Source organism: Rathayibacter sp. SW19, assembly GCF_030866825.1.
GTDB classification, from domain to species: Bacteria; Actinomycetota; Actinomycetes; order Actinomycetales; family Microbacteriaceae; genus Rathayibacter_A; species Rathayibacter_A soli.
Genome location: NZ_CP133020.1, coordinates 3,685,281 through 3,709,395 on the forward strand (window position 1 = coordinate 3,685,281; position 24,115 = coordinate 3,709,395).

Genomic DNA, 24,115 nt, shown 5'->3' on the forward strand with positions numbered 1-24,115 from the left:
CTGTGAGTCGCCACATAATCGCGTCGTGACCGTTCTGTAATGTCTGGGCGGCCGTCAGCGGGATTGGAGACGCCTCGGTTGACACGCGCTCGTCGAGTTGTACGGCACACTGAGACCTGCGCCGGTGATCGACCCGTTCTGTGGCACCGCGTAAGGTGTTGCGCGGACTCCAAGTTGCCATTTCGTCCCGAAAGACGACGGCACGTTCGTGCAACGGTGGTGCTGTGAGCCCTCCAGTCGGTCGCTGATTGAACGCCAGCGGGGTGCTGGCGGACGTGTTGTGAACAGTCACCCTCGTGAGCACCGTTCCGAACGGCATGTGGTCCGGCGCCAGCGGCGGCGTCCGGTTAGCCACAGTCTTGATCCCTCGCTTCACACGCCTCCCCTCCCTTCGACGACGCCACCTGTATCGAGGCTGTCAAATGAACGGTGGAGACGGGAGGAGCGTAGCGGACACCACCGGTTCCCATCCTTCGGAGGAGCACACTCAACAACACGGAGCGCAATGGGGATGGCAAGTGGTGTTGTACGCCACCTTGGATGACGATTCGGCACCCTCTATGTTGACGATAGGATCGGCGGGTCTGGCCGGCGCGGTGACGTGGTGATCGTCACCGGTGACGGCGGGGAGGCGTTGCGCCGAGGTCAGGCAGCGCCTCATGTCCAAGGTGCACCTCCAACTCGTCGGCTGTTGGAACTTCCGGTCGAAGCGTCGTCGGCCGATCCAGGTAGAACAAGGCGGTGGAGGCGATGTCGTCCCGCAGTGGCAGGTAACGCCATCCGCTGCGCCATCCCAGCGCCTGGATGTCGACCCGCAGCCGCTTGGCGAAGCGGATGGGGTCAACGACGTGCCAACGGTACATCCCGAATCGCTGCTGGCTGGCGTAGAGCCCGTCGGGCCTGATCACTTGCGGCATGCCCAGATACGGTGTCGAGAATTCTGTGTATCCCCGCCCGGGAACATCGAAATTCCAGGCCCCGCCGAAATAGTCCTCGGTACCCGTACCGCAGATCGTCGGATACTCCTTGTCATCGTCCAGGTAGAACTTGATCTCACCTTCACCCCACCACCCGTTACTGTTGGTACCCCAGGCGATGTACGTTCCGACATACTGGCCGTGACCTTCGATGCCCTCCACGATGGTGTGCGGCGTGAGGTAGTCCAGTGGGTTGCTGCGCCGCCATTGCGCGTGCAGGTAGCCCTGTCCGGCATAATCGCCGCCTTGCTCGTAGCTGATCTGGTAGTAGATACGGGCATCGACTTCGGAGGCATTCTCTATCGTTAGCCGTGCCCCGGTCTGGAACGGCATCGGCCAGTATGAGTTGAAACCGCCGTGCGGATTCGCGGCAATCATCTGCGAGGTCACCTGGGCGAACTCGCCCCAGCCGTTGCAAAAGAAGTCCCCGAAAGGAACCTCGATAGCGGGTTCGGCCGCGCCGTCCCAGTACGCGCGTAACATGAGCGTTCGCCAATTGTCGGTGTGCGTAGTAATCCAAAAATGCGTGACCGTCCCACCCCCTAAGATATTTGCGACCTCAAACGTTTCGCCGGCACCCACGTCTACGCTGGGCGAGATCTTCCACCCGGGACCCAGATCTCGAGCACTCTGGGCGCCCGTGCCCCGCGTGGCACGGGCGCCGCCGCCCGGCGCGCCGTCGAAGTTCTCGGGTGAGATCGAGAATGTCCTGATATCCCGAATTTGGCTGATTCCTGCATAGGCTGACGCAGACACGAACACGTCTCCACGAGCAGCATTTTCACCATTGCTGTACACGGCAACCTACCCATCATGCAATCGATTCCACTTTGAAGCCCCAGCTGATCAGTCTCCTACCGTGCAGACGTGCGCGACCACATATAGCCGATCGTCGTACTAATACCCCTTCAGGAAGTGGCAGAAGGCTTGCGATCATACCCATTGGTGATCGCCGCTAATGATTGGGCCCTCGTGGATGTCAGCGGCCGCAAACTCGCCACCCAAAACCCCCAGCCGCGCCCACCAAAACGTCGAAGCCACCAGCCGCCACCAAGGAAACGCTGATCGGGCCTGAACCCAGAAGGCCTCGAACAAGTCACCTTCGACGCGACCGGGTGCGCTGAGGAATCTCAACAGGCGCCGCCGATGATCTGGGCGATGACTTCGGCCGGCAGCTTGGGTTTTCGGTTCTCGTCGGCTAGTCCGTTTGTTTCTTGTCGCGTGTCGGTGAGTTGCGTATAGCAGAACCCGGCAAGCACGGGTGAGGCGTGCACGGCATCCAGGATTCCACTGAGCCGGTTCTGGAAGTCGTCACTGTCGCGGGCCGTGGAGTATCCCCAACTGTCGGTGAGTGCGGTGCCGGGCGCGAAGCTGACGCCGCCGAACTCGGTGAGCATCACAGGTTGTCCACGATCAATACGTCCGCCCTCGTTAATGCTGGTGCGCCTGCCGCTGGGTCCGATGCCGTCGAGTATCGTCGTAATCGAAGTCGGAGAACCGTATCGTTCACGTAACACGTCCGGTGATCCTTCATAGTCATGAATTGACCACACATCGCTGTCCGTGTGCTCCCAACCGTCGTTCGAGATAACTGGGCGAGTCGGGTCCAACGCCCGGGTCAGGTTAACCAGTCCGAGCATGAACGCACGTTGCGCCCGGTCATCGGCGGCATGTTGAATACCCCACGATTCGTTGAACGGAACCCAGGTGACGATCGATGGATGAGACCGGTTGATCTGCACGATCTGTGCCCATTCCAAGGTGAGGCGCCCAACCGCTTGAGTACTGAACTCGTACGCGCCCGCGGTTTCACCCCAAATCATCAACCCCAGACGATCCGCCCAGTACAGGAATCTTGGGTCCTCGACCTTCTGATGGATACGCGCCGCGTTGAACCCGAGCGACTTGATCAGCTCGGCCTCTTCCCGCAGAGCATCCACGCTCGGCGCGGCCAGATGAGACTGCGGCCAGTAACCTTGCTCAAGAACCGCGCGCACGAAATATGGTCGATGATTCAGGAGAAAAACGCCCTGTCCGACAGCGGTGGAACGCAATCCCAGATACGACGAAACGGTGTCCAACTGCACACCGGCGGCATCCACGACGGTCACCGCGGCATCGATCAACCGTGGAGTCTCTGGCGACCATAACAGCTGCTCACAGTGTTGCCCATTGCTCTGGCCCAGTAGAGGCACCTCAACAGCCAGGGTCTGCACGCGGGTGTCAATTGCAACAGCGCCGATCGGATCCCCATTGAAACTGAACTCGATACGCACAGTGACCGTGTCCACCGGCCGTCGGCTCAACTCGATCTCCGCGCGCACGCTCGCCCGCGGAAGATCAGAATCGAACCGGAGCGCATCGACTCGAAGACGCGGAACCGCTTCAAGCCACACCGTGCGCCAAATACCGCTCGTCCGGTGATACCAGATCGCGTGTGGTTCCAGCAACCAGTCCTGTTTGCCCCGCGGCATAGTCACATCCGCCGGATCATCCACGGCCCTCACAACGATCACATGCTCAACGGTTGCCGGCCACAACGCGGTCGTGATGTCGACCGAAAACGATGTCTGCCCGCCCTCGTGGTGGGCAACATGCTGCCCGTCCACCCACACATCCGCACTGTAGTCGACAGCGCCGAAGTGCAAAAGAATACGCTCACCTTGAGCCCCGAGACCTGCCGCGACCAAATCGGACTCCGTCACCGGGATCCGGTACCAAAGGATCGGATGGAAACCCGTGTCACCAACACCGGATGCCGGCGACTCCGGCGGGAACGGTAGCCGGATCACCCGGTCGAAAACCTGCGGATCAGACTCCCAATGCTCATCCCGACCCCGGTCAGCATCGTCATAAGCAAAACACGCGTCACCGTCCAACCCGAGATACTGGTCGCGCACCAATTGCGGGCGAGGATACGTGCCGTCCTGATGAGACGCTGAAATTGGCATGACTTCTAGACTCTCCTCCGTCTATACCCCTCAATTGGCTTAATCCATTTGTTGATAATTCCCGAACCGACAGCAGCGCATTCGAAAACTGCTCCGTGCCAAGAACCTTCGAGCAAGTCAAGCGCCGCCAAGACCTGGAGACACAGGCATTTCGATGAATCCCACGTTGCAGCAAGTAGCGGGGATATGACGGGAGTGCCCGGGTTGCTTGCTCGTTATGCGTGCGGCATGGTTAGTGCAAGGGCACCGCAATCTCCGCGCCACCGAGCAGGGCCGACTGGTGGGCGCAGATACCTGGCGCCGTCCAGTTTGCCGCCCGCCTGGCATCCACGCATGGCGCCCGGCCGTCGATGATGCTCGTGACGAAGTCGTGTACCAGGAATGGATGCGATCCCCCGTGATGTGAAGCGACCCGGGCGGATTCGGCCATGCCGGGTAGCTGTACGTGTGACTCGCGGGTAAACTGCGCCAGCGATTTGGGAAGTCGCTCCGGAAAGTCGCGAGGGGTGAGCGAGCGCGTCTGCACCCGATTGCCCCGCGCACCGTCCGCTGGTGGGAACATGTCGAAAACCGTCATATCGCCCTCGTTGTCCGGTGGCCACTCCACTCCACGCTTTGAGCCGTATAACGCGAACCCCTCGATGTAGCTGCGTGCAGTCTGGAAGAAGGACATCGTCACATCCGCGACTACTTTGCTGTCGCGCAGCGAAAACAATCCGACTTCCGTTGGGAATGGATTATCGAACCCGCCCGTCGCGCGGTCGGCGGTCAACTGCCCGGCACCTTGGCAGCGCACGCTTTCGACGGTCGTCGCGAGGAGGGAAAGGAGCGGCGACAACGCGTGGGTGATGTAGTGCATCGGTGGGAATCCCTGCCAGTACACGGGAAACCCGTCGAGATTCTGAATGTGGAAACCGCGGTACAGAGTCAGGTCACCGAACTCCCCGGCTCGATTCATCTCTTCGACGACCAAGTACTCACGTGCGAAGACGGTGGTCTCCATCATCATGTAATTCTTGCCGCTGCGCTCCTGCGCCGCGATGATGCGGTCCAGGTCAGCAAGCGTCGTCGCCATCGGCACCGCGCACGCCACGTGTTTGCCCGCATTGAGCGCCGCGACGACCATCTCAGCGTGCAGGAACACCGGCGCCAGAATGTGAACCGCGTCGATCGATGGGTCCGCAAGTGCTTCATCGAGTGACGCATAGCCGTCCGTGAGCCCAAACCGTGCGGCGACGAGACGCCGCCGAGCGGCATCCGGCTCCACAAGCACGACTCCGCCGATATCCGGATGGCTCAAGTAGATCGGAACGAAGTCCTGCCCGAACCCGAGCCCGACGATGGCGACTGTAAGGTGCCCGCTCATATGAGTTCTACCTGTTCTTCCTCACCGCGGAGGAACTCGACCCCGCCGGTCACGAAATTGTCGAGATTAGCGCTTGCGGCCACACCCTCCGGCGAGGCGAGAATCTCGTCCATTGCCGTTGCGGATGCTGTGTACAGTTCGGCAATGAGGAGGTATCGCGACGACGGATCATCCACCCACGACAGATTCCACCCGGTCAGCCCCTTCATCTGCCGTGCGATCGGGATGTGTGTGTCGTAGTAGTACCGGCGGAACGCCTCCGGGTTGTCCGGCATGCCGTAAAGAATGGTCATCCGATGCATGTCCGTCATACTCCCTGCGTATCGCGAGCCGGAAGCGCGATCTGCGTGTACCGGGTCATGTGCTCGACCATCGCAACCTCGGTCGGCAATCGCTCCATGCTGGATGCGCCGAGGAATCCATCGACGCCAGGCACGTCGCGGATGACCTCTGCTGCCTCTTCCGGTGAGTAGATCGGCCCGCCGTGGCACACGATGAGCACGTCCGGGTTGACCTCTCGCGCCGCGTGCATCAGCTCGGCCACCTTCACCTTTGACTGCTGGATGGTGAGCGCCGTCTGCGCGCCGATCATCCCAGATGTCGTCAGCCCCATGTGCGGTACGATCACATCCGAACCTGCCTCAGCCATCGCGACCGCTTCATCCGGATTCGCGACATAGCTGGCCGTGAACAGGTCGAGTGCGTGCGCCTCCGCTATCATTTCGGCCTCCTTGTAGAAGCCGAGCCCGGTCTCCTCGAGGTTCGCGCGGATGATGCCGTCGAACAGGCAGATCGTCGGATAGTTCTGCACACCCGAGAAGCCGGCATCCTTTACCTGGCGCAGGAATCGTGGCATAAGCCTGAACGGGTCCGTGCCGCACACGCCCGCAATCACGGGGATCCTATCGACAACGGGCAGGATCTCCGCCCCCATGTCCATTACGATCTGGTTCGCGTCGCCGTATGGCATCAGCCCGGCCATCGAGCTGCGGCCTGCCATGCGGTAGCGACCGGAGTTGTATACGACGATGAAGTCGAGTCCAGCCGCCTCCGAACACTTGGCTGACAGCCCGGTGCCAGCGCCGCCGCCGATGATCGGCCGGCCGGCTGCAACCTTCGTCCGCAGCCGGTCGACGATCTCTGATCGACTGTTCATTCTGTGTTTCCTTTCGTTGTGCTGGGCGTGCTCGCCAGCAGTGCGTTCAGTGTGCTCGTGATCGCGGCCGCAAAACTCTGATCATTGATCGCTGCGTCGATGACGCGCAACGGTATGCGAGCATCGAGGTTGTCTCGGAGCGATTCGATGAGCGCGATATCTGCCTCCGGGTCGTGGAAAGGCGCGCCCTCTACCGAGATTTGTGAGAAGCCGCGCGAGGGTACGAGCATCTCGACGGCAGCTGTGGACATGTTCAGTTTGCGTGCCAGGATTGCACCGAGTTCGGCGCATTCGGTGGCATTGGTGCGCATGAGCGTGACGGCCGGGTTGTGCGCGTGGAACAACCTCCCGGTGAACCGTTGCGGGATTGTGTCCGGCGCACCGAAGTTGACCATGTCCAGCGCACCGACACTCACCACTTGCGGCACGCCGTGGGTCGCGGCGGCCTCGAGCCGCTCCGGCCCGGCGGAGCATACTCCGCCGAGAAGTTCGTCCGCCAACTCCGTGGTGGTCACGTCAGCGACGGCGGCGAAGAAGCCGGAGCGGGTCATGGCCTCGAGCGTTCGCCCGCCGGTTCCGTTCGCGTGAAAGACGTGTACCTCATCGCCCTGGGCGATCAGCGCGTCGTGCACGGCGGTGACGCAGGTCGTCGTCACGCCGAACATCGTGCATGCGATCGCTGGCGCGGTACCCGCCTCGGGAAGCGGGGCACCCATGACCATGCCTGCACAGGCATCCGCCGCCTGGGCGAGCACCGGAATGCTGATCGAGTTGAGCCCCGCGATGTCGACAACGGGATAGATCATCGTCAGGTCACTCGTGCCGACATACGGACGTGTGTCACCGGCCACGATCGTCGAGACCAGGATCTTCGGGCACCCAACCGGCAGGGCGGCAGCGATCTGACTCATCACAAAACCAGCGTTTGATCCGCCGAGTACGATCACGGCCGCGACTGTGCCGTCGTCGTACATTCTGCGCGTAATAGCCGCAGCTCCTTGTGCCATGCTGATCACAGCCTCGTTGCGATCGCCGCGGGTTATGAGAATGTCAAGGTCTGCGCCTGCGGCTTGTGCAACTGAACGTCGATCAATATCGACGGGGATGCTCGGGCTGCCGAGGACACCGGTGTCGAGTAGAAGCGTCGGGATACCGGCGGCCTTCAGCCGGTCGCGCACGAACCCGTATTCTTCACCCTTCGTGTCCAGTGCGCCCGCGAGGATGATCCGTGGGTGGGGGGCCCGCGCCGTGCCGGTCACTTGACGGCCCCTAAAGAGAGTCCGTTGATCAGCCGTTTCTGTGTGAAGACGAACACGACCAACAACGGAAGTGATGTGAGTACGGCTAGCGCCATCAAGTTATTCCAGTTCGCTGCGTAGGTGGTGTTCTGCTGAGCGAGTAATCCACTCACCGGAAGGACGGTTCCCTCGGGCAGAAAGTTGATCGCATACACGAACTCGCCCCATGCCGAGATGAACACCACGGTCATCACGGTGAAGATTCCGTTGGAGAGCATCGGGATGGTGATCGATCGGAAGGACTGGAACCTGCTCGCGCCGTCAATCTCGGCTGCCTCGTAAAGGGCGATGGGGATCGACAGCACGAACGGTCGAAGGAGCATTATCGCGAACGGCAGCAGCAGTGCAATGTCTGCCAAGATCAGGCCGGGTAGAGTTCCCAGCAGGCCCCAGCCTGCAAGGACACTGTATAGAGGGATGACCGTCATCGGCTGAGGGACCATTTGCAACACCAGCAGAGCAGCCAAGACGACGGCAATTATCGTGGCCCAGAACGCTGTAATGCGTCGTCCCAATGCAAAGGCTGCCGGGACCCCGATGAGAAGTACTACGGCAGTGACGCCGACCCCGATCTCCAACGAAGTGACGATTGCGCCAAGCCCTGATCCGATAACGTTTTCGTAGGTGCTGATCGTCGGCGAGAAGAAGATCGCATTGGGGTCCTGCAGCACTTGTGAACTCGATTTCAGCGATGTAAGGACGATCCAAATCAATGGCAGGATATACGCCAAGCCAAGCACCACCGTTAACGCGGAAAAGAGTCTCCGCGTTGATGATCTGATCATTCGGTGGCCTCGTTTCTGATGCTCCGCACGTACGGAACGGCGAAGATGGCGACGAAGAGCATCGAGACGACGGCGATCGTGGCCCCCGCGCTCATGTCGAAGTTTGTGAAGGCGGTGTAGTACGAGTAGACAGGTAGCGTGTTGGTTGCTGTTCCGGGCCCGCCCTGAGTCAGGACGTAGAAGAAATCGAAGCTCTTGAACGCGTACAGGACCGTGAGTATCGCGAGAATCGACATCGTGGGTCTGAGCAGCGGCAGTACGATCGTCCACCGGGTGCGCCAATATCCTGCGCCATCGATCGCGGCCGCTTCGATCACATCCTGAGGAATTGCTAGCAGGCCCCCGCGCAAGATCAGTGCCGAGAACGGTAGCGCGGCCCACGCGATCACTCCTGCACACGTCCACAGTGCGAGGTCTGGTGAGCTCAGCCACGACACGGGTCGAATGCCGACAAGCCCAAGCATGGAGTTAATCGCCCCGGAGTCGTCGAGAAGAAATTTCCACACACTACCGCTAACGATCGGTGGAAGCGCCCACACAAAGACCATGATCCCAAGAACGATGTTTGTGATCCGGCCGCTCACCGACAGGATCGACGCGGCCAAGAACCCGAGCACGAGGTTCGAGATGAGGAGCACGATGCTGATCTCGATCGTGCGCAACACGGATAGCCACAGCGGTGAGGTTGTAAGCGCGCTGACGAAGTTATTCAGTCCGACGAAGTTCCACATCCCGACGATATTCGTCGGGCCGACATCGCTGAGGGACATCCTCACCAAGACGAACAGTGGGTATGCGGCGAACGCCAGAAGCAGGACGATGGAGGGCAGGATGTAGAAAACTGGATTCCGTGCGAAGAACCTGCGCACCGAGGGGCGGCGTCCGGCCGGACGCCGCCCCTCGGTGGTCCGCTCGTCTTCGAGGACGGTCATTTGCAAGTTCCGCCACCGGTCTTGATGGCGGCACTGATGCTGTCGATGGCGCTTGTCGCCCCCTGTTCGGCGGTCTGCTGTCCAGAGATCACCGCGCTGACTGCCTTACCGAGAGAGGTCTGCATATTGGCCGTGTTTGTGTTGTTCGGCCACTGGCCGGTGTCGTGAGCAGCTGTGACGAACGGCTGTACGTATTGGTCGTTCTTGATGGCCGGGATGTCGGCGACGTCCGCGCGAACGGGAATGGAGCCGGCCTCGGCGAATACGCTCTCACCGCCCTGCTTGGACAGCACCATCTGCTCCAAGAATTTCCAAGCGAGATCCGGGTGCTTTGACTTCGCACCGATCGCGAATCCCTCTCCACCGGGATACACCTGGCTCTTGCCGCCGTCGGTCGCCGGATACTGAGCCGTTCCATACTTAAAGGCTGCGGTCTTCACATTCCCGAGCTGCCAGTTACCGTTGAACGCGAATGCGTATTTGCCCGTCATAAACTGCTGCCAGGACGCGTTCTGATCCCAGGTTGCGGTCGCCTGCGGCGTGTATCCCGCTTTGGCCCAATCGGCGATCCGCGTGAACGCAGTGGTGACCTTGTTTCCTGTGAAATTGCAATAGTTCACACCGACACCGAGCAGTTGTGGAGCGAATAGCCATGCACCCTCAACAGTCGGGGCCCCAGACAGTGCGATACCCTTATAGGTTCCGCCGGCGGCAACCTTCGCCATATCCGACTGCAGCTCGTCGAGCGTTTTCGGGGGATCCGTGATGCCATACTGACTCAGGATGTCCTTGTTATAGAACATGCCAAGCAGATTCGTGTAGGACATCAAGTTGTAGACCTTACCGTTGGTCTTCCAGACGGCTCCAGAAGGGAACTGCCCCTTGTCTGCATACTTGTTCCAGTACGGCGTAAGATCTTTCATCACGCCTCCGCCCACCAGGGTCGGATAGTCGACCACAATATTGTTGATGAACAGGTCCGGCGTTTTGCCGGTGGCGACGGATGCCAGCAGTTTCTGGTCTTGTTGGCTGCCGACCGTCTGGACAATGTTCACTGTGACACCAGGATTCGCCTTGTCAAACTTCGCCACTTGATCTTTCAGCCAGGTGGCTTGCGTACCCGTGTAATACGACCAAAACGTTAGAACGGCCTTATTGCCAGCGGATCCCCCAGCCGAGTTCGACGAGATCGTACAGCCAGAGACTGCCATCAGGACTGCCGCCGCTACCGCCACAAAACGATAACCGCGATTATGTTTCTTCATGGGCACCTTTGCTCCTTGCTGATCGAGAGGACGAGCGTTCAGCGCAGATGCAAATCGTTGCCGACGTCGTCGGTCGGCGTTCGCGTCGACCGGGCAGTCTGAGCGTACGAAGTATTAACGTTGTTTGTCAACCTAAATATGATGATAATCGCGGTAAATAGGGCAATTTATGCACTTCCTGTGTAATAAGCTTTTGGAGCATGGGACTCCACGACACGGTTATCCCTAAAAGTGAGGAGGTCAGCATGGCGATTGGACCGGCTCCGGGGACAGCGCGTTCACCTGCGTTAGTCGAAGGATCGGGTTATCTATTGCAGCTCGTGCGAAATGGAGACGCCGGCACAATATCAGAGCTCGCCGCCGCCATGGGCGTCTCACGCTCGACCGTGATTCAACGTCTAGGATTCCTGATGGGTCACGGACTAGTCGAAAGCGAATTGGCAACAGCGCGTGGATCGCGCGGCAGGCCAGCTGCGGTCACGCATTTCAACGCGGGATCCGCCATCGTACTGGGAGCGCAAATCGGCGTCACGGGATGCAGACTTGCAACGTCGAATCTGTCAGGCGAGTTGCTAAGCGATCGTCTTATCAATGTCGACCTGTCGGGAGGCCCCGTGAGTCTGCTCGCTGGTCTTGAAGGCAGCTTCGACGACATGATCTTCGAACTCGGTTGCACCGCAGCCGACGTCGCAGGCGTGGGCGTGGGCATCCCCAGCACCGTTGAACTACAAAACTACGCCCGTGGCCTGGGACTCGACGAGGCTGGCTGGGATCGCGACTACTTTAGACGCAGATTGTGGGATCATTACGATTCACCAGTCTTCGTCGATCTCGACGTCAACTTGCTCGCACTGGCCGAGCGACGAAAGTCCTGGCCAGAGGTCGAGGTATTCGTATGCGTCAAACTCGGCACGGTAATCGACGCCGCAATTGTCGTCAATGGACTGCCTGTCCGCGGTGCGAACTCGCTCGCAGGAGAGCTAGGCCACATCAAGGTGAGTGGTTCAACAACCTTGTGTAGCTGTGGCGGTATCGGCTGTCTTGATGCGGTCGCGAGCGGACGTGCCCTTGTCAAGCAATTGGCCGCGGCCGGATTCGATGTACATCACATCTCCGATGTCATTGGGCTTGCACACTTGGGCCAGCCCGAAGCGCTGCTGGCAATCCGAAATGCAGGACGTCATATCGGTGAGGCGCTTTCATCCGTCGTGAATTTACTCAATCCAGCGGTGATTGCCACGTGGGGATACTTGACCGAAGCGGAGACGTCGCTTTTTGCCGGTATGCGGGAGAGTCTTTATCAGACGGCACTGCCCGAATCGAGCGAGCAACTGCAACTTGTGCGCGCGTCGCTAGGCGATTTGGCCGGAGTGCGCGGCGCTGCGCTGCGTGTCATAGACGAGTTGCTCGAACCGTCGGCGGTTGATCGGATGATCGTAGCGCAGTCATGGTCTGGGGCCTGGTTGGATTCCGCCGCAAGAGCAGCCGAGTAACGCCCGGGCGCGGTATGACAACGTCGTCGCGTAGCGAACGCGCTCATCACAGGTCGGCCGGTTGCAACGGGCCAAGTTCACGTCGATCGGATTTGCGCATTGTTCTCGCGCTCACCGCGGGTCCCTTCGTTGGAATCGGGTTGGCCCGCTTCGCGTATGCGCTTCTACTCCCTGCAATGCGCAGCGAACTGCACTGGACTTTTGGCATCGCAGGCGCTGTGGGAACTGCCAATGGTGTCGGATATCTGATCGGGGCGGCCATCGCGGCACCCCTAGCGCACAAGTTTGGCTCGCGAGCGGTGTTCGTCGTAGCCGCGGGAGTTTCCACTGTTGGGCTACTTGGCTCTGCGCTCAGCGATCTGCTCAGTGTGATCATGGTGTTGCGATTCATCGTCGGCATCGCCGGCGCTGCGTGTTTCGTCGTAGGAGGAGGCCTCACCGCCGAGGCGGGGCGCAGGCACGATCGTCGCCGTGCCACCTGGTTGTTGGCAATCTATTTCGCTGGCTGCGGGTTCGGAATCGTGGCATCGGGCATCGCCATCCCATGGGTACTGACAGAATCTTCACATGCAATCGGATGGCGCCTCGGCTGGCTAGTACTCGGTGTCGTCGCGGCCGCCTGCACGGCTGTCAGTGTACGTGGAGTATTGCAGGCGTCGGAACCGACCAGAAAAGGAACTACACACAATCGGCTACCGCTACGGCCCATCTCATATCTCTTGGTGTCCTATTTCCTGTACGGCACGGGCTATATCTCCTATATGACATTCATCGTCGCATTCTTGAATGAGCAAGGTGCCAACGCCACCCAAATCGCTGCGTTTTGGATTGTGCTTGGGGCGACTTCGGTCGCAGCAACGTTCGCTTGGGGCCGGCTGCTGGCTAGATCGCAGCATGGGCGGGGAAGCGCCACCGTATTGGTTTTCGTCTCGCTCGGAGCGGTCATCCCAGCCATATCCGATTCTCCACTGGCCATGTTCGGCTCCGCAGTGCTGTTTGGTGGCTCATTTCTGAGCGTGGTGACCGCGGTGACCGCCGTCGCTCGCCAAACCTTGCCCGCAATACACTGGACCTCTGCCATCGGCGCACTTACGATCGCTTTCGCACTGGGTCAGTGCGTCGGCCCAGCACTCACGGGCGCGATCGCTGACAGCGGCGCCGGCGTGGGCGTCGGTCTTTCTGTGTCGGCGATCATCCTATTTGTGGCAGCACTGACATCCCTGCTGCATCGCGACCCTGTGAAGGTACCGAGGGTTGAATAAGGGATCGCACAAGGCGCTTCGAAACAACCCACTGTTACGGCAGTAGAGCCCCTAACAAGCCCAGTTGGGGTGTACCCCAGGCGGACATGGACCCCTCCGATGGCGAATTCGTTGCGGCCGCGCCAGCAAACGCATGTCCTCTTGTAAGCGACGGGAGCGAAGACGTCGGATGGTGGCCGGTACATGCCTTCCTGTCCGCCGTCGCTCCTCGTTGTAGCGATCTGCTTAGCCGAGTTATCCAGGCCACGCGGTCGCTACGGTAGTGGCCCTCCAATGCTGGTCCTCCACGTTTGGGCGGCGTTCAGCAGGGACCTCGATTGGCGGATTCTGCCGGTGAAGGGTCCGATGGCGCATGCCCGAGAGCGCGACCGGCGCTGGTGAATGAGGCTTGGGTCGAGACTTGAGCAAGGCCTGCGATCTGCGCTTCGCTCATGTGTGCTTCGGATTCTGCTCCGCGATGTTCTGTGGTGAGACGAGACGAGTTGAGCTGGTCGTGGGATTATCAGTGTTTAGTGTGACGGACACCCCTGCCTTGAGTAGGTCGTGAGTTTGGTGGTTTGCGAGGCTGTTTGAGGCTTGCGTTTGAGTGTTGCTCGTAAGGTAAACCTCGAGCGTGGTCCCCCGAGCCATAAGTCGCCTCAGGAGATGGGGATCTTCGGCGGAACGAACGCCGCGACCGATACGTTCGGCTCCTAAATAGTCAATAGCTGCGGCCACGCTTTCTGGGCCGGCAGCCTCGCCCGCGTGGACGGTTATGTGGAGGCGCGCTTCGCGGGCGCGTAGAAACGCTGGTGCGAATAGTTGCGCCGGGAACCCGACCTCATTCCCGGCGAGGTCGATTCCGCACCAGAGATCGCGTGTTTCCAGTATTGTTCGGACTTGGTCGTTCGCCGACTCTGGTCCGAAATCGCGCGCGACTGTCGGAATCAACCCAATCGGCAAGCCCGTGCGGACGGAAGCCAACGATGCACCCTTATCCACAGCACCGACCACATCGTTGGGGTCGAGTCCGGTCTGCTTTGCAATGAACCAGGGGCTGTAGCGCAGTTCGAGGTAGTCCAGTCCGTCGTCGAATGCGTCCTCAACCGCATTGTTCGCGGCGAGAGTCCGGTCATCGCTAGTTCGCAGCATTGCCGCCGCGATATCGATCCGGTGCAGTTAGGAAAGCAGTCCGTCGACGGCATCATCTGTTCTCACTGCGTCGTGAAGGCGCAATGCCCCCCGCCCGGTACCCATTGCGAACGCTGCGAGCTGCCTGGGACGAATTGAACCTTCCAAATGTCGATGCAGATCGATCAGGGGAACGCGGATCGATGTCATGTGATAAACCCTTCTCGGGTATCGGCCAACGCATCGCTGTGGAGTATATGTATCTTCACACCGAACTCGGTGAGGTCGAGGGTCAGCCATCCTGCGGAGCGGTCACCGATTACCTGCTCCGAGTCTTCACGTTCCGGGATCGGTGCTGTCAAGCTCGGTGCCGTGACTTGACGTATGCCACCGAGTTCTCATTCGAGGTAGCGGTGGGTGTGCCCGGTGGCAACGAGCTGCAGGTTCAGCCGCCGGAGGATCCGGACCAAGCGTTCGGAAGCGAACCTGGGAATCGACATCCAGTTGTCCGACGACGCGCTCTCCGGTCGCCGATGTGTGGCCTCGTGCATGAACACGATGACCGGGCGTGCCCCGATTCGTTCGTTGGCCTCGCGTTCCAGCGAGGCCCACTGCTCGTCCTCTAGCACCAAGCCCGACCCGAACAATTGCGAGTTCAAGCCGATCAGGCTCCAATCGCCAAGCGTCCGGTGCCAGTAGGATCGGCCCGACACCTTTTCCCAGTTCGTCACCCGGTCGGCGCTGACCTTGGGTCCGTGCCAATCCTCGGGCAGTCCGGTTCTGATATCGCGGTCGGCCAGTTCGCATCGCTCGCAGGATGAGGAGGCTCGTATTGACCATCCGTCGCTACCGCCCGACTGGACTCGATTCGCAGTCGCCGCGCTATCGGCGGGCGGTCGACGTTTGGGCGCCAACGTCGAGGCGGTCTTTATGGGCAACTGAGTCCAACGGAGACGTCCTAAGGAAAGGAAACCCCGATCGAGTAGGAGCCGGCAGCAAGGGCGGCGGCTACCGCTTCGAGAGGTGTCAAGAGAAGGCTCATCAGCCAACGTAGTTGGGCCGCAATTGTCGTCGCCCACCCGGCAAGCCGCCGACGCCAGGGGCTGGCCCGTGCGTAAACGCGTGCGGCGGCTGATGAGATCAGAGCAATGCGTCGATAGCAGCCAGCTGATCCATTGCCGTTTCCTCATCGAGCGAATCCCAGTCGGCTGACACTAGGTCGCGCTCCAGCAAGCCGCCTATGTCATTCAACGTGGCTTCCAGCATCTGCTCAGCCTCTTCGTCTGGCGCGGCGGCAACACCCTCGATCGACTAGAGCAGGCCACTGCGAATCTAGTCTGAAGGTCCGCTCATACCCCGTACGTTCCGCTCTGCCGACGCTGGTTGTCAACGTTTTCGGTGACAAAGGGCCCACGACCGTGGAGATCGGCTTTCCGCGACGCGGCGGGCCACCGCGGCCCTACGATCCCAAGCGCGGTCGTGCGGTCGCTAGGGGTGGAGCCCAACTGGACGTCAACCGGCCGTACCGTGCACACAATGACGACGTGTCAACCCGATGTAGAGGTGTCGTTTTCAGATGTCGTCTGCACAAGATTCAGCACTCGTCCGCGCGGCACTTCCGTGTCCGGGGGGAACCTTAATCGGAATACCCATGGGGTGGCTTCCCCTCTTGGTGTCGATTATGAAAGGACCTGGAAGCTCCAGCAGCTTCGTCAGATTTCCGGGTAAGTAGGGCGTGAAGTACTTCCAGGTCGAAGGCTGCGGAGAGGTTGCCCTGCGAACCGTTGTCGAGCGCGGACTTCGCAAAGCTCATCGCCTGGCGAGGCTTATCGGCGAGGGTGTTCGCTTTGCCGTTCGCAAATTCGAGGAGGCGCTCCGTTGGAACAACCCAGTTGATCAAACCGAGTTCTAGCGCACGCGAGGCACCAAACCGTTCACCGAAGATCACGAGTTCCTTTGCCCTGGGAAGACCGACTATCGACGGCAAGATGTGCGAAATTCCGCCCGTTATGCTTAGGCCGACATCGATCTCCGGGAACCCAAATTGCGCGTCGCTCGCCGCAACGACGAAATCGCTGCACAACGCGAACTCGCATCCAGCGCCCAAGGCGTATCCCTGCACGGCCGCTATCACGGGAAACGGTGCCCGTCTAATTAATCGCGTCACGTCTTGAATGCCCTGCACCCGCTCGTGCTCGATGAAATAGCTATCCCCGGAAAGGTCCTGGTCCAGGTCGTGTCCCGCACAGAACGAGCGCCCATTCCCGGCGAAGACGAGTGCCGCTACCTCATCAGCGATCGCCTGACGCAGTGCAGCACATATCCCATTCACAAGTTCCGGCGTGACGGCGTTGAGTTTGTCCGGGCGGTTCAGCACCATCTGTCCGACTCCACCTGATACCCAGTATTCGACTATCACGCTCGTCCCTCTCGCTGACTCCCGGATCTAACAACAGCAGTACTTACTGTATCGATCGATCGATCGTTATTCAAATATTGACAGAAGGTGACTAGGATCGCCGGCCCCTTCGCTTCATCCACGGGGCACTTTCCGACGCGCGACGTCCTCAAATTCACGCATCGCCTCCCGATTGATTTCGATGCCCAACCCGCTACCTGTCGGCAAAGGGATCCTGCCGTCGACCATGAAGATATCCGTACTCGTGAGATTCTGACGAATCGCTGACTCGGAGAGTTCAGCCGGGAGAAACTCGACATAATCGCAGACCCGGCTCACTGCTGCGAGCTGGACCGCTGTTGCGATCGACAGCCCCGTCTTCCATAGATGAGGAACTATCCTGCGACCTCGGCTTTCGGCAAGCTCCGCGACCCTCATCGCTTCCGTGAGGCCTCCGACTCTGCCGATATCCGGCTGTGCAACTGAGATGTTCCCGGTATCGATAAGGCTCGCGAATTCAAACCGAGTGGTCAACCACTCGCCCGCCGCTACCGGAATGGGCTGCTCTGCGGCTAAGCGCGCATAACCTTCCAGGTCGTCGGGCCACAGGGGTGTCTCCACAAAAGTAAGATCGAACTCCTGCCAGTCCGCTAGTACAGCCAGTGCCGTCTCAGCGTCCGGAAACGCATATTGAACATCGACCAAGAGAGCGACATCCGGGCCGATCGCGGAGCGAACGGCCGAGACAACTTCTGTGCTCTTCTCCCACGGCTCACGCAAGTTGTTGTGCGCGAAGGGGCCAGCGAGCGTAACTTCGGATTTCACGGCTCGGAACCCGATCTCCTTCGCGCGAAGAGCCCATTCCACGAGGGAGTCCCGGTAGTCCTCGAACGAGGACACCTGTGGTTGAAGTGATGCGTACGGGGTGACCTCAGCCCTTACTGCTCCGCCCATGAGCTCGTAACAGGGCTTGTTCAACGCCTTACCGCGTAGATCGTGTAAGGCGATATCTATCGCTCCGATCGCGTTGATGACTGCGCCTCGTCGCCCGTTCATGGCGGATCCGACATAGAGCCTCTGCCACAGCCCTTCAATGTCGAGAGGGTCGGCCCCGATGAGCATCTCGGTTAGGCCGAGACCCATATTGTGGGTTCCCGGAGCTTCGATACACGCGCGTGCAATCCAGGGGTTGAGGTCAGTTTCCCCAAGGCCGATGAGCCCCTCATCGGTGTGTATTTCGACGACGAAATCATCTTGCGCAGAACTGGCGGCCGTTGTATCGAAGTCCGGGTCCAAAAGTACGTGACAATCGACGCCTGTAATTTTCATGGTGCCTCTCCAGCGCTCGCCCGTATCGGTGATGGTGTTAGCGTGCCGCAAGCTCGACGCTGTGCGTGGTCAGTACGCGCGGACCGTCTTCCGTCACGTGGATTAGATGCTCCAGCCGGGCGCCGTACTCATCGAAGTACGCACCCGGTTCAAGAGCGATCACGATGTCCGCCTCGAGCACGTAATCCGAATCGGATGCCACGAACGGATACTCCTGTTGCTTGAGACCAACCCCATGGCCGGTCAAGTGCGGGTAGTGGTACCCGGCCTCTCCCATGATGGACCGCACGCTCTTATCGACGTCGGAGATTCTCGTCCCGGGTCGAAGGAGGGCTATTCCTGCTTCCAGCGCACGCTGAATAGTTCCGTGCAGCCGTAACACGTCCCGACTCGGCCTGCCAACGACAACAGTGCTGCACGAGTCCGCCCAATAGTCCTCGACAACAGGTGCGAAGTCGAAGATCGCCGTGTCAGCGGCGGTCAAGACACGACCGGTCGGTGCTGCACCGACAAGCATGCAGCGATCACCGAACATCAGATCGACCACGGCCGAGACCGCATTCCCCTCCTTGGCGAGCCGCATCTGGATGGTGTCCGACAGTTCGCGCTCGCGCAGCCCGCACTCGATCTCCGAGCGGAAGACCCGCTGCGCGTCCGATGCCCGCTTTGCCGCAGTCATGATCAGCCCGAGCTCAGTAGAATCTTTGACGGCGCGCAGCATCGCGAGGTCGTCGCGAAGATCGACGAGAGGATGCCCTGCCAATAGCTTCAGAAGCCACCCCGGCGCGGCAGAGGTCTCTATCGCGACAACTGACCACGCGCCAAGATTCCTGTACGGCGCGGAAGCCCGCAACGCCTCGAGATGGTCGACGCCCGGCTCAGACACGACGGCGTCCGACGAATCGTCATCGACGAAGACGACCGTGCCGGCGCTCACGCTGTGCCCGCACAGCCACTGCACGGTCGCGTAATCCGTCGCAACGAGCAGATCGGCGTGTGCCAGTCCAAGAGCGCGCTGGACGCGCGCTATGCGCGGTATAGCAACCGGATCCGTACTCGACATCAGTGAACCGATCCGTCGGCGGACAGAGCCGTTACCGATTCGACGCCGCTATACACGACACCGTGAACGACTGAAGAGAAGCACTCACCAGGCTGCAGCACTTTCGCGGTCTTGCTCGAGAGGGCTGCATCGAGAGAGGCGGCGGGACTGAGCCACGCCTCGATGATCGCGTGATAGGCGCCGCGGAACCCCCCGTAGTTCATCCACTGCCACGCCGATGTCTGGACAGTCGGGTCGAAGACAAGCCCAAACCCGGCGCGCTTGGCGCCGCTCGTGACCGCGATCCAGCCTTCCGTCATGTCGTTGAAGACATGCAGCGCGAAACTTCCCGCGCTCCGCTCCTGAACGCGACGGACGTCGACGGTCTCACCGTTTGCGAGCAGCAGATAGGGGTACTCATATTCGTCCCCGATGACGCCCAGCCCCCCGCCACCGCCGGCCTCGCTTACCATTGCGGAGGTCGCTGGAACGTCGATCTGGTCGCCGGGCTCGACTGAGACTGCGGCGTGAGTTCCCCAATTGAAGGCGAACGGGAGGGTGCCTGAGTTCTTAATCGAGGTATCCAGGCGAAGCGACGGTGAATCGTCCTCAAGCGTGATTGTCCTCGACCACCCTGCGGGGGTGATCGGGGTCGCGCCGTCGAGCCTCACCCTGGCGATGCTTGGTCCAGCCTCCTCAATACAGGCTGAGAGGTCGAGGTTCCACACCTCACCGAGATAAGGGATAGCATCGTCGTATTCGTTCTTGCACGGCACACACGTAGGGAACCCGTCATCCCAGCCACCGGCGTAATGATCGTCGAAGTTCGCCTGCAACGGCGCCGGGTGTGGAGGGATCCTCGGGCTCTGCCACAGCACGTTACGGTCGGCCACCTTGTCGACGAGGTTGAGTACTTTCCCACCGAGGGCGGGGAGCACGTCGACGCGGAGCCGCGAATTCTCGATGCGGATCACCCGCATTCCGTGATATTCCCAATTCATGTCGACCTGAACTGACATTGCTGGTCCTTTCATATTCCGACTGCGCGACGATTGTCAGACGAGCCATCCAGCGCCCCGCGCTTCTGAAGCGAATCTCACGCGGCGTCGGCGGCTGGACCGGGCTTACTCTTTCTCGAGCTCCGAATCCTCGAGCCCGATCTCGGCGGGCTCCTCGTAGACGTGCGCGGCCCGGTCGAGCCATTCTCCCCGCCCTGTTCGTGACGCATAGATCGTCAATCCGATTCCGATCAGTATCCAGACAGCGACGAGGATCGGAGCAATCCCGACGGGGAAGGCCGGGAATGGAATGATCGACAGATACCCCACGACTAGAAGCGCGACGGTCGAGAAGAGCGGGAGTATGAGGTGCAGTAGGACATTGAAGTGCTTTCTGTCTTCCTTGAAGTAGTACAAGAAGACGCCGATGTTTCCGGCGATGTACACGAGGATCAGACCGAGGGTGATGGCGACTCCCATCATGAAGAACTCTTGGTCAGGTCCGAGGATTGCTCCCATACCGAGACCGAACACGAGGGTGACAATCGTTTGGAAGATGACTGCATTTCGTGGGGTTTTGAAACGAGGGTGAACCCGCCCGAACCATCTGGGTAGCGCACCGATCCTGCCCATCGAGAAGAAGACGCGGGTGGCCGCGTTGGTGCAGGCGATGGAAACGGCGATGATCGAGTTCACCATCGCGAAGAGGACCAGCAGCCATCCCCAGCCCCATAGGCGTTCGGCCAACGCGATGACGGGATTGTCGGCTGATGATACGAACTCTTTCACATTGTCAGTGCCGTATCCGATCATGATTGCCCAGTTACAGATGACGAAGAATGCGCCGACGAGAATAATTGAGACGATGATCGCACGGGGCAGCAGTTTTTTGGGGTTTGCCGTCTCCTCAGCTAAGGGGGCGACGGATTCAAACCCTGTGAAGAGGAAGATGGAGAAGATGACCGCGAGGAACAGCCCGCTCGCTCCCGGAGCGTTCGCCGGAATGAATGCGTCCAGGGTGATCCCGCCTGGTCCTGGGCTGACGAGCCCGGAGATAGCAAGGGCGAGGATGATCAGCAGCTCGAGGCCTCCGAGGGTCAGCATGACGCGCGCCGAAATGGCGACCCCTCGGTAGACGAGAACGGTGATAAGCGCAAGGCTCAATAGAAAGAACCACCACCAGTCGAACCGAATGTTGAATTGTGCCTTGAGGATGACTTGAAAGAAATATCCCATAAATGCGAGGTTGATCGCGGTAGCAAGCGGGTCATACAGAAAATAGAGCCAGGCGGTAAACCACCCCGCTTTGGGATGCACGGTGCGGGACACATAGGTGTAGTACCCGCCGGCGGAGGGGAATTTTCGGGCGAGCTGGGTCAGCGAAATACCTAAGGTCAGAATGATCACGAAGGCGATCGCGAACGCGAGGGGCGCTGTCACGCCCGCGAGCGATGCGATGAATTGCAGTGAGAGCAACGTACCGACAGCTGGTGCGATATGGGTTACCGCCTGCATAAGAACAGCGGGGAATTTTAGCGCACCCGATTGCAAAGCAACTTCGGGTTTCGACTGCTTGCCATCCATGGTCAAGAGACCCTTTCTAAATGAGTGTGGCTTTTATGAGGGAATTCAAACGCTTAGCGATGCCTTGGCCAGAACGCCGCCATCGCAGACGAGATGAGAGCCGGTGACGTATGATGCGTCGTCGGACAGAAGCCATACGACCGCTCGCGCCGGCTCGATCGGATCGGCCAAGCGTCCTAGCGGGGTCTCTGCTTGGACGACCTGCCTGATTCCGTCGCGCTCGGCCTCGGGAACGTTGGCCCACATGAGCGGTGTTTCTGTTGGGCCGGGAACAATGCCGTTCACCCGAATTCCGTAGCGCGCGTAGTCGACGGCCATACATCGAATGAGCGAAGATATCCCGCCTTTGGACGCGCTATACGCTCCGGCCCCTCCCGCGGCGAACGCTACAAAACCGCCCGGCGAGGACGTGCAGACGATCGAGCCGCCATTCCCGGTGTCGATCATCGCCTGCAGGACGTGCTTGCAGGTCAGGTATATCCCTGTGAGATTCGTTTGGATGACGGACTGCCAGGTCTCTAGTGGAAGCTCATGGAGCAGGCCTCCCCTATCGATGCCGGCATTCGCGAAGAGCCCGGCAGGTGCACCCAATTCGGTTTGAACCCGATCGATCGTCTCCGCCACTTCGGCTTCGTCAGTCACGTCGCAGTGATAAGCGCGCGCGCCGTGCGCTCCCGCTCGTAGGGACTCCCTTGCCGTCTCTTCCGCGGCGCCGTCCTGTATATCGACGATCGCGACGTTGGCACCTTTCTGTGCCAACAGGAGTGCGGCTGCCCGCCCGATCCCAGAAGACGCGCCGGTAATGATATATGTTTCAAGACTCATAACGAGAATCCTTCTCCCGCGAACCGCTGGCCCCAGTGCCAACTCTTAAATACTATCGAGCGATCGATCGACCGTCAATAGGGCGATGAGACTTGAATAGCGCGCACATCTGCGCCGGAGGGCCGAGAAGCTAGCAGCGCTGAAGAATCGTCGCGATGGCTTGGCCCCCGCCAATACACATCGTGACCAGGGCGAACTCGAGATCCCGGCGGTGAAGGTCATAGGCCGCCCGGAGGGCAAGGATCGCCCCTGTTGCTCCTACAGGATGCCCCAGAGCGATCGCCCCGCCATACGGGTTCACCTTCGCCGGATCGAGCCCGGCACCCCGGATGACCGCGACGGATTGTGCAGCGAATGCCTCGTTCAACTCGATCGTGTCAATGTCCGCGAGCGTCATCTTCGCAGAGTCAAGTACGCGCTCGATAGCACCTACTGGTGCATACCCCATGATCTCCGGCTCGATTGCATTCATCGCAAAGGCAACAAGTCGAGCTTTGGGAACGAGTCCTCGTTCCTTTGCTGCAGACTCGGCCATCAGTACAACTGCACTGCCAGCATCATTAATTCCTGACGAGTTACCGGCGGTGACCATACCTTCGGGGGTGAAGGCTGGTCTAAGCCGCGCAAGACCTTCCAAGGTGGTGTCAGGACGTGGATGTTCGTCGGTGTCTATTACACGTTCCTGTTTTCGATCCTTCACCACGACTTCGACGATCTCTTTGGCGAAAACACCGGCGGACTGTGCGGCTGCAGCCCTCTGCTGACTAACGAGGGCGAATTCGTCCTGATCATTGCGGGAGACGTTAAAACGCGTGGCGACGTTTTCCGCGGTCACACCCATCGCGTAATTTCCCCACGGATCCGTTACGAGTGAGAGTGTGCCGTCAACTAGTTCGTGATGCCCAAGCCGATATCCGGACCGTGCCTGATAGTCGAGGAACGGCTGCATCGTCATGTTCTCGTTGCCTCCCGCGACGACAATATCTGCGGCACCAGTGAGGATTTCCATGCTGCCGGACCAGATTGCCTGAAGACCGCTCCCGCAGAGTCTGTTCACGTTGTAGGCGTTGACTCCCACGGGAATTCCGGCTGCGAGGCTCGCGCGGCGGGCGTTGAAAATGTCCGGGCCGACCTGCCCCACGCATCCGAGGATGACGTCGTCCACATCGTGCGAACTAACGTTGGATCGCTTGAGCGCTTCGCGAATTGCGGTCGCACCGAGTTCGAAGGCCGGTGTCGACTTGAAGGCACCCCCGTAGGTACCGACTGCCGTACGCGCTCCGTCTACGATCACGACGGATTCATTGAGTTGCATAGCTTCGCCCTTCTTTCTTGTGGGGTGCG

21 protein-coding genes are annotated in these 24,115 nt (G+C 60.1%); 2 read left to right on the forward strand and 19 right to left on the reverse strand.

Annotated elements, in window-relative coordinates:
- Positions 1-611: 611 nt before the first annotated feature.
- The 9 genes from QU604_RS17230 to QU604_RS17270 all read right to left on the reverse strand — a co-directional run bounded on the left by QU604_RS17230 (position 612) and on the right by QU604_RS17270 (position 10,730).
- The gene (locus QU604_RS17230) at positions 612-1,460 is read right to left on the reverse strand and encodes a glycoside hydrolase family 172 protein (protein ID WP_308465840.1); all 849 of its coding nucleotides are present in this window, start codon (positions 1,458-1,460) and stop codon (positions 612-614) included.
- 647 nt (positions 1,461-2,107) lie between these two features.
- On the reverse strand, positions 2,108-3,928 hold the full coding sequence (locus QU604_RS17235; RefSeq protein ID WP_308465841.1) for a glycoside hydrolase family 2 protein: 1,821 nt from the start codon (positions 3,926-3,928) through the stop codon (positions 2,108-2,110).
- A 232-nt stretch (positions 3,929-4,160) separates the two neighbouring features.
- On the reverse strand, positions 4,161-5,294 hold the full coding sequence (locus tag QU604_RS17240; RefSeq protein ID WP_308465842.1) for a Gfo/Idh/MocA family protein: 1,134 nt from the start codon (positions 5,292-5,294) through the stop codon (positions 4,161-4,163).
- A complete protein-coding gene (locus tag QU604_RS17245; protein ID WP_308465843.1) occupies positions 5,291-5,605 on the reverse strand; it encodes an EthD family reductase in 315 nt (104 codons plus the stop codon). Before QU604_RS17245 ends, QU604_RS17240 begins: the two co-directional genes overlap by 4 nt.
- The gene (locus QU604_RS17250) at positions 5,602-6,450 is read right to left on the reverse strand and encodes a phosphoenolpyruvate hydrolase family protein (protein WP_308465844.1); all 849 of its coding nucleotides are present in this window, start codon (positions 6,448-6,450) and stop codon (positions 5,602-5,604) included. The genes QU604_RS17245 and QU604_RS17250 overlap by 4 nt, the downstream gene beginning before the upstream one ends.
- Positions 6,447-7,709 carry a Tm-1-like ATP-binding domain-containing protein gene (locus tag QU604_RS17255; RefSeq protein ID WP_308465845.1) on the reverse strand — a complete coding sequence of 421 codons (1,263 nt, stop codon included), beginning with the start codon at positions 7,707-7,709 and terminating at the stop codon, positions 6,447-6,449. Before QU604_RS17255 ends, QU604_RS17250 begins: the two co-directional genes overlap by 4 nt.
- Complete coding sequence (locus QU604_RS17260) at positions 7,706-8,419, reverse strand: carbohydrate ABC transporter permease (protein WP_308465846.1); 714 nt, start codon at positions 8,417-8,419, stop codon at positions 7,706-7,708. The genes QU604_RS17255 and QU604_RS17260 overlap by 4 nt, the downstream gene beginning before the upstream one ends.
- 110 nt (positions 8,420-8,529) lie before the next feature.
- Positions 8,530-9,465 carry a carbohydrate ABC transporter permease gene (locus tag QU604_RS17265; RefSeq protein WP_308465847.1) on the reverse strand — a complete coding sequence of 312 codons (936 nt, stop codon included), beginning with the start codon at positions 9,463-9,465 and terminating at the stop codon, positions 8,530-8,532.
- Entirely contained in the window at positions 9,462-10,730 is a 1,269-nt protein-coding gene (locus tag QU604_RS17270; protein ID WP_308465848.1) for a sugar ABC transporter substrate-binding protein, read from the reverse strand. Before QU604_RS17270 ends, QU604_RS17265 begins: the two co-directional genes overlap by 4 nt.
- Before the next feature lie 200 nt (positions 10,731-10,930).
- On the opposite strand from QU604_RS17270, the gene QU604_RS17275 reads away from it, so the two are divergent.
- Entirely contained in the window at positions 10,931-12,223 is a 1,293-nt protein-coding gene (locus QU604_RS17275; protein WP_308465849.1) for an ROK family transcriptional regulator, read from the forward strand.
- A 14-nt stretch (positions 12,224-12,237) separates the two neighbouring features.
- Complete coding sequence (locus QU604_RS17280) at positions 12,238-13,485, forward strand: YbfB/YjiJ family MFS transporter (RefSeq protein ID WP_308465850.1); 1,248 nt, start codon at positions 12,238-12,240, stop codon at positions 13,483-13,485.
- A gap of 429 nt (positions 13,486-13,914) precedes the next feature.
- On the opposite strand, the gene QU604_RS22255 is transcribed toward QU604_RS17280, so the two are convergent.
- From QU604_RS22255 to QU604_RS17325, 10 genes are all read right to left on the reverse strand, one after another.
- Positions 13,915-14,643 carry an adenosine deaminase family protein gene (locus QU604_RS22255; protein ID WP_409350039.1) on the reverse strand — a complete coding sequence of 243 codons (729 nt, stop codon included), beginning with the start codon at positions 14,641-14,643 and terminating at the stop codon, positions 13,915-13,917.
- Positions 14,644-14,993: 350 nt separating this feature from the next.
- On the reverse strand, positions 14,994-15,326 hold the full coding sequence (locus QU604_RS17285; RefSeq protein ID WP_308465851.1) for a metallophosphoesterase family protein: 333 nt from the start codon (positions 15,324-15,326) through the stop codon (positions 14,994-14,996).
- A 409-nt stretch (positions 15,327-15,735) separates the two neighbouring features.
- Entirely contained in the window at positions 15,736-15,861 is a 126-nt protein-coding gene (locus tag QU604_RS17290; RefSeq protein WP_308465852.1) for a hypothetical protein, read from the reverse strand.
- A gap of 370 nt (positions 15,862-16,231) precedes the next feature.
- A complete protein-coding gene (locus tag QU604_RS17295) occupies positions 16,232-17,014 on the reverse strand; it encodes an enoyl-CoA hydratase/isomerase family protein (protein ID WP_308465853.1) in 783 nt (260 codons plus the stop codon).
- 114 nt (positions 17,015-17,128) lie between these two features.
- Positions 17,129-18,322 carry a mandelate racemase/muconate lactonizing enzyme family protein gene (locus tag QU604_RS17300; protein WP_308465854.1) on the reverse strand — a complete coding sequence of 398 codons (1,194 nt, stop codon included), beginning with the start codon at positions 18,320-18,322 and terminating at the stop codon, positions 17,129-17,131.
- A gap of 37 nt (positions 18,323-18,359) precedes the next feature.
- Entirely contained in the window at positions 18,360-19,385 is a 1,026-nt protein-coding gene (locus QU604_RS17305) for a M24 family metallopeptidase (RefSeq protein ID WP_308465855.1), read from the reverse strand.
- Positions 19,385-20,383 carry an aldose epimerase family protein gene (locus QU604_RS17310; protein ID WP_308465856.1) on the reverse strand — a complete coding sequence of 333 codons (999 nt, stop codon included), beginning with the start codon at positions 20,381-20,383 and terminating at the stop codon, positions 19,385-19,387. Before QU604_RS17310 ends, QU604_RS17305 begins: the two co-directional genes overlap by 1 nt.
- 105 nt (positions 20,384-20,488) lie before the next feature.
- Positions 20,489-21,877 (reverse strand): APC family permease, encoded by a 1,389-nt coding sequence (locus QU604_RS17315; RefSeq protein WP_308465857.1) that lies wholly within the window; start codon positions 21,875-21,877, stop codon positions 20,489-20,491.
- A 114-nt stretch (positions 21,878-21,991) separates the two neighbouring features.
- Positions 21,992-22,771 (reverse strand): SDR family NAD(P)-dependent oxidoreductase, encoded by a 780-nt coding sequence (locus tag QU604_RS17320; RefSeq protein ID WP_308465858.1) that lies wholly within the window; start codon positions 22,769-22,771, stop codon positions 21,992-21,994.
- Between the two features lie 130 nt (positions 22,772-22,901).
- Entirely contained in the window at positions 22,902-24,086 is a 1,185-nt protein-coding gene (locus tag QU604_RS17325) for a thiolase family protein (protein WP_308465859.1), read from the reverse strand.
- Positions 24,087-24,115 lie beyond the last annotated feature (29 nt).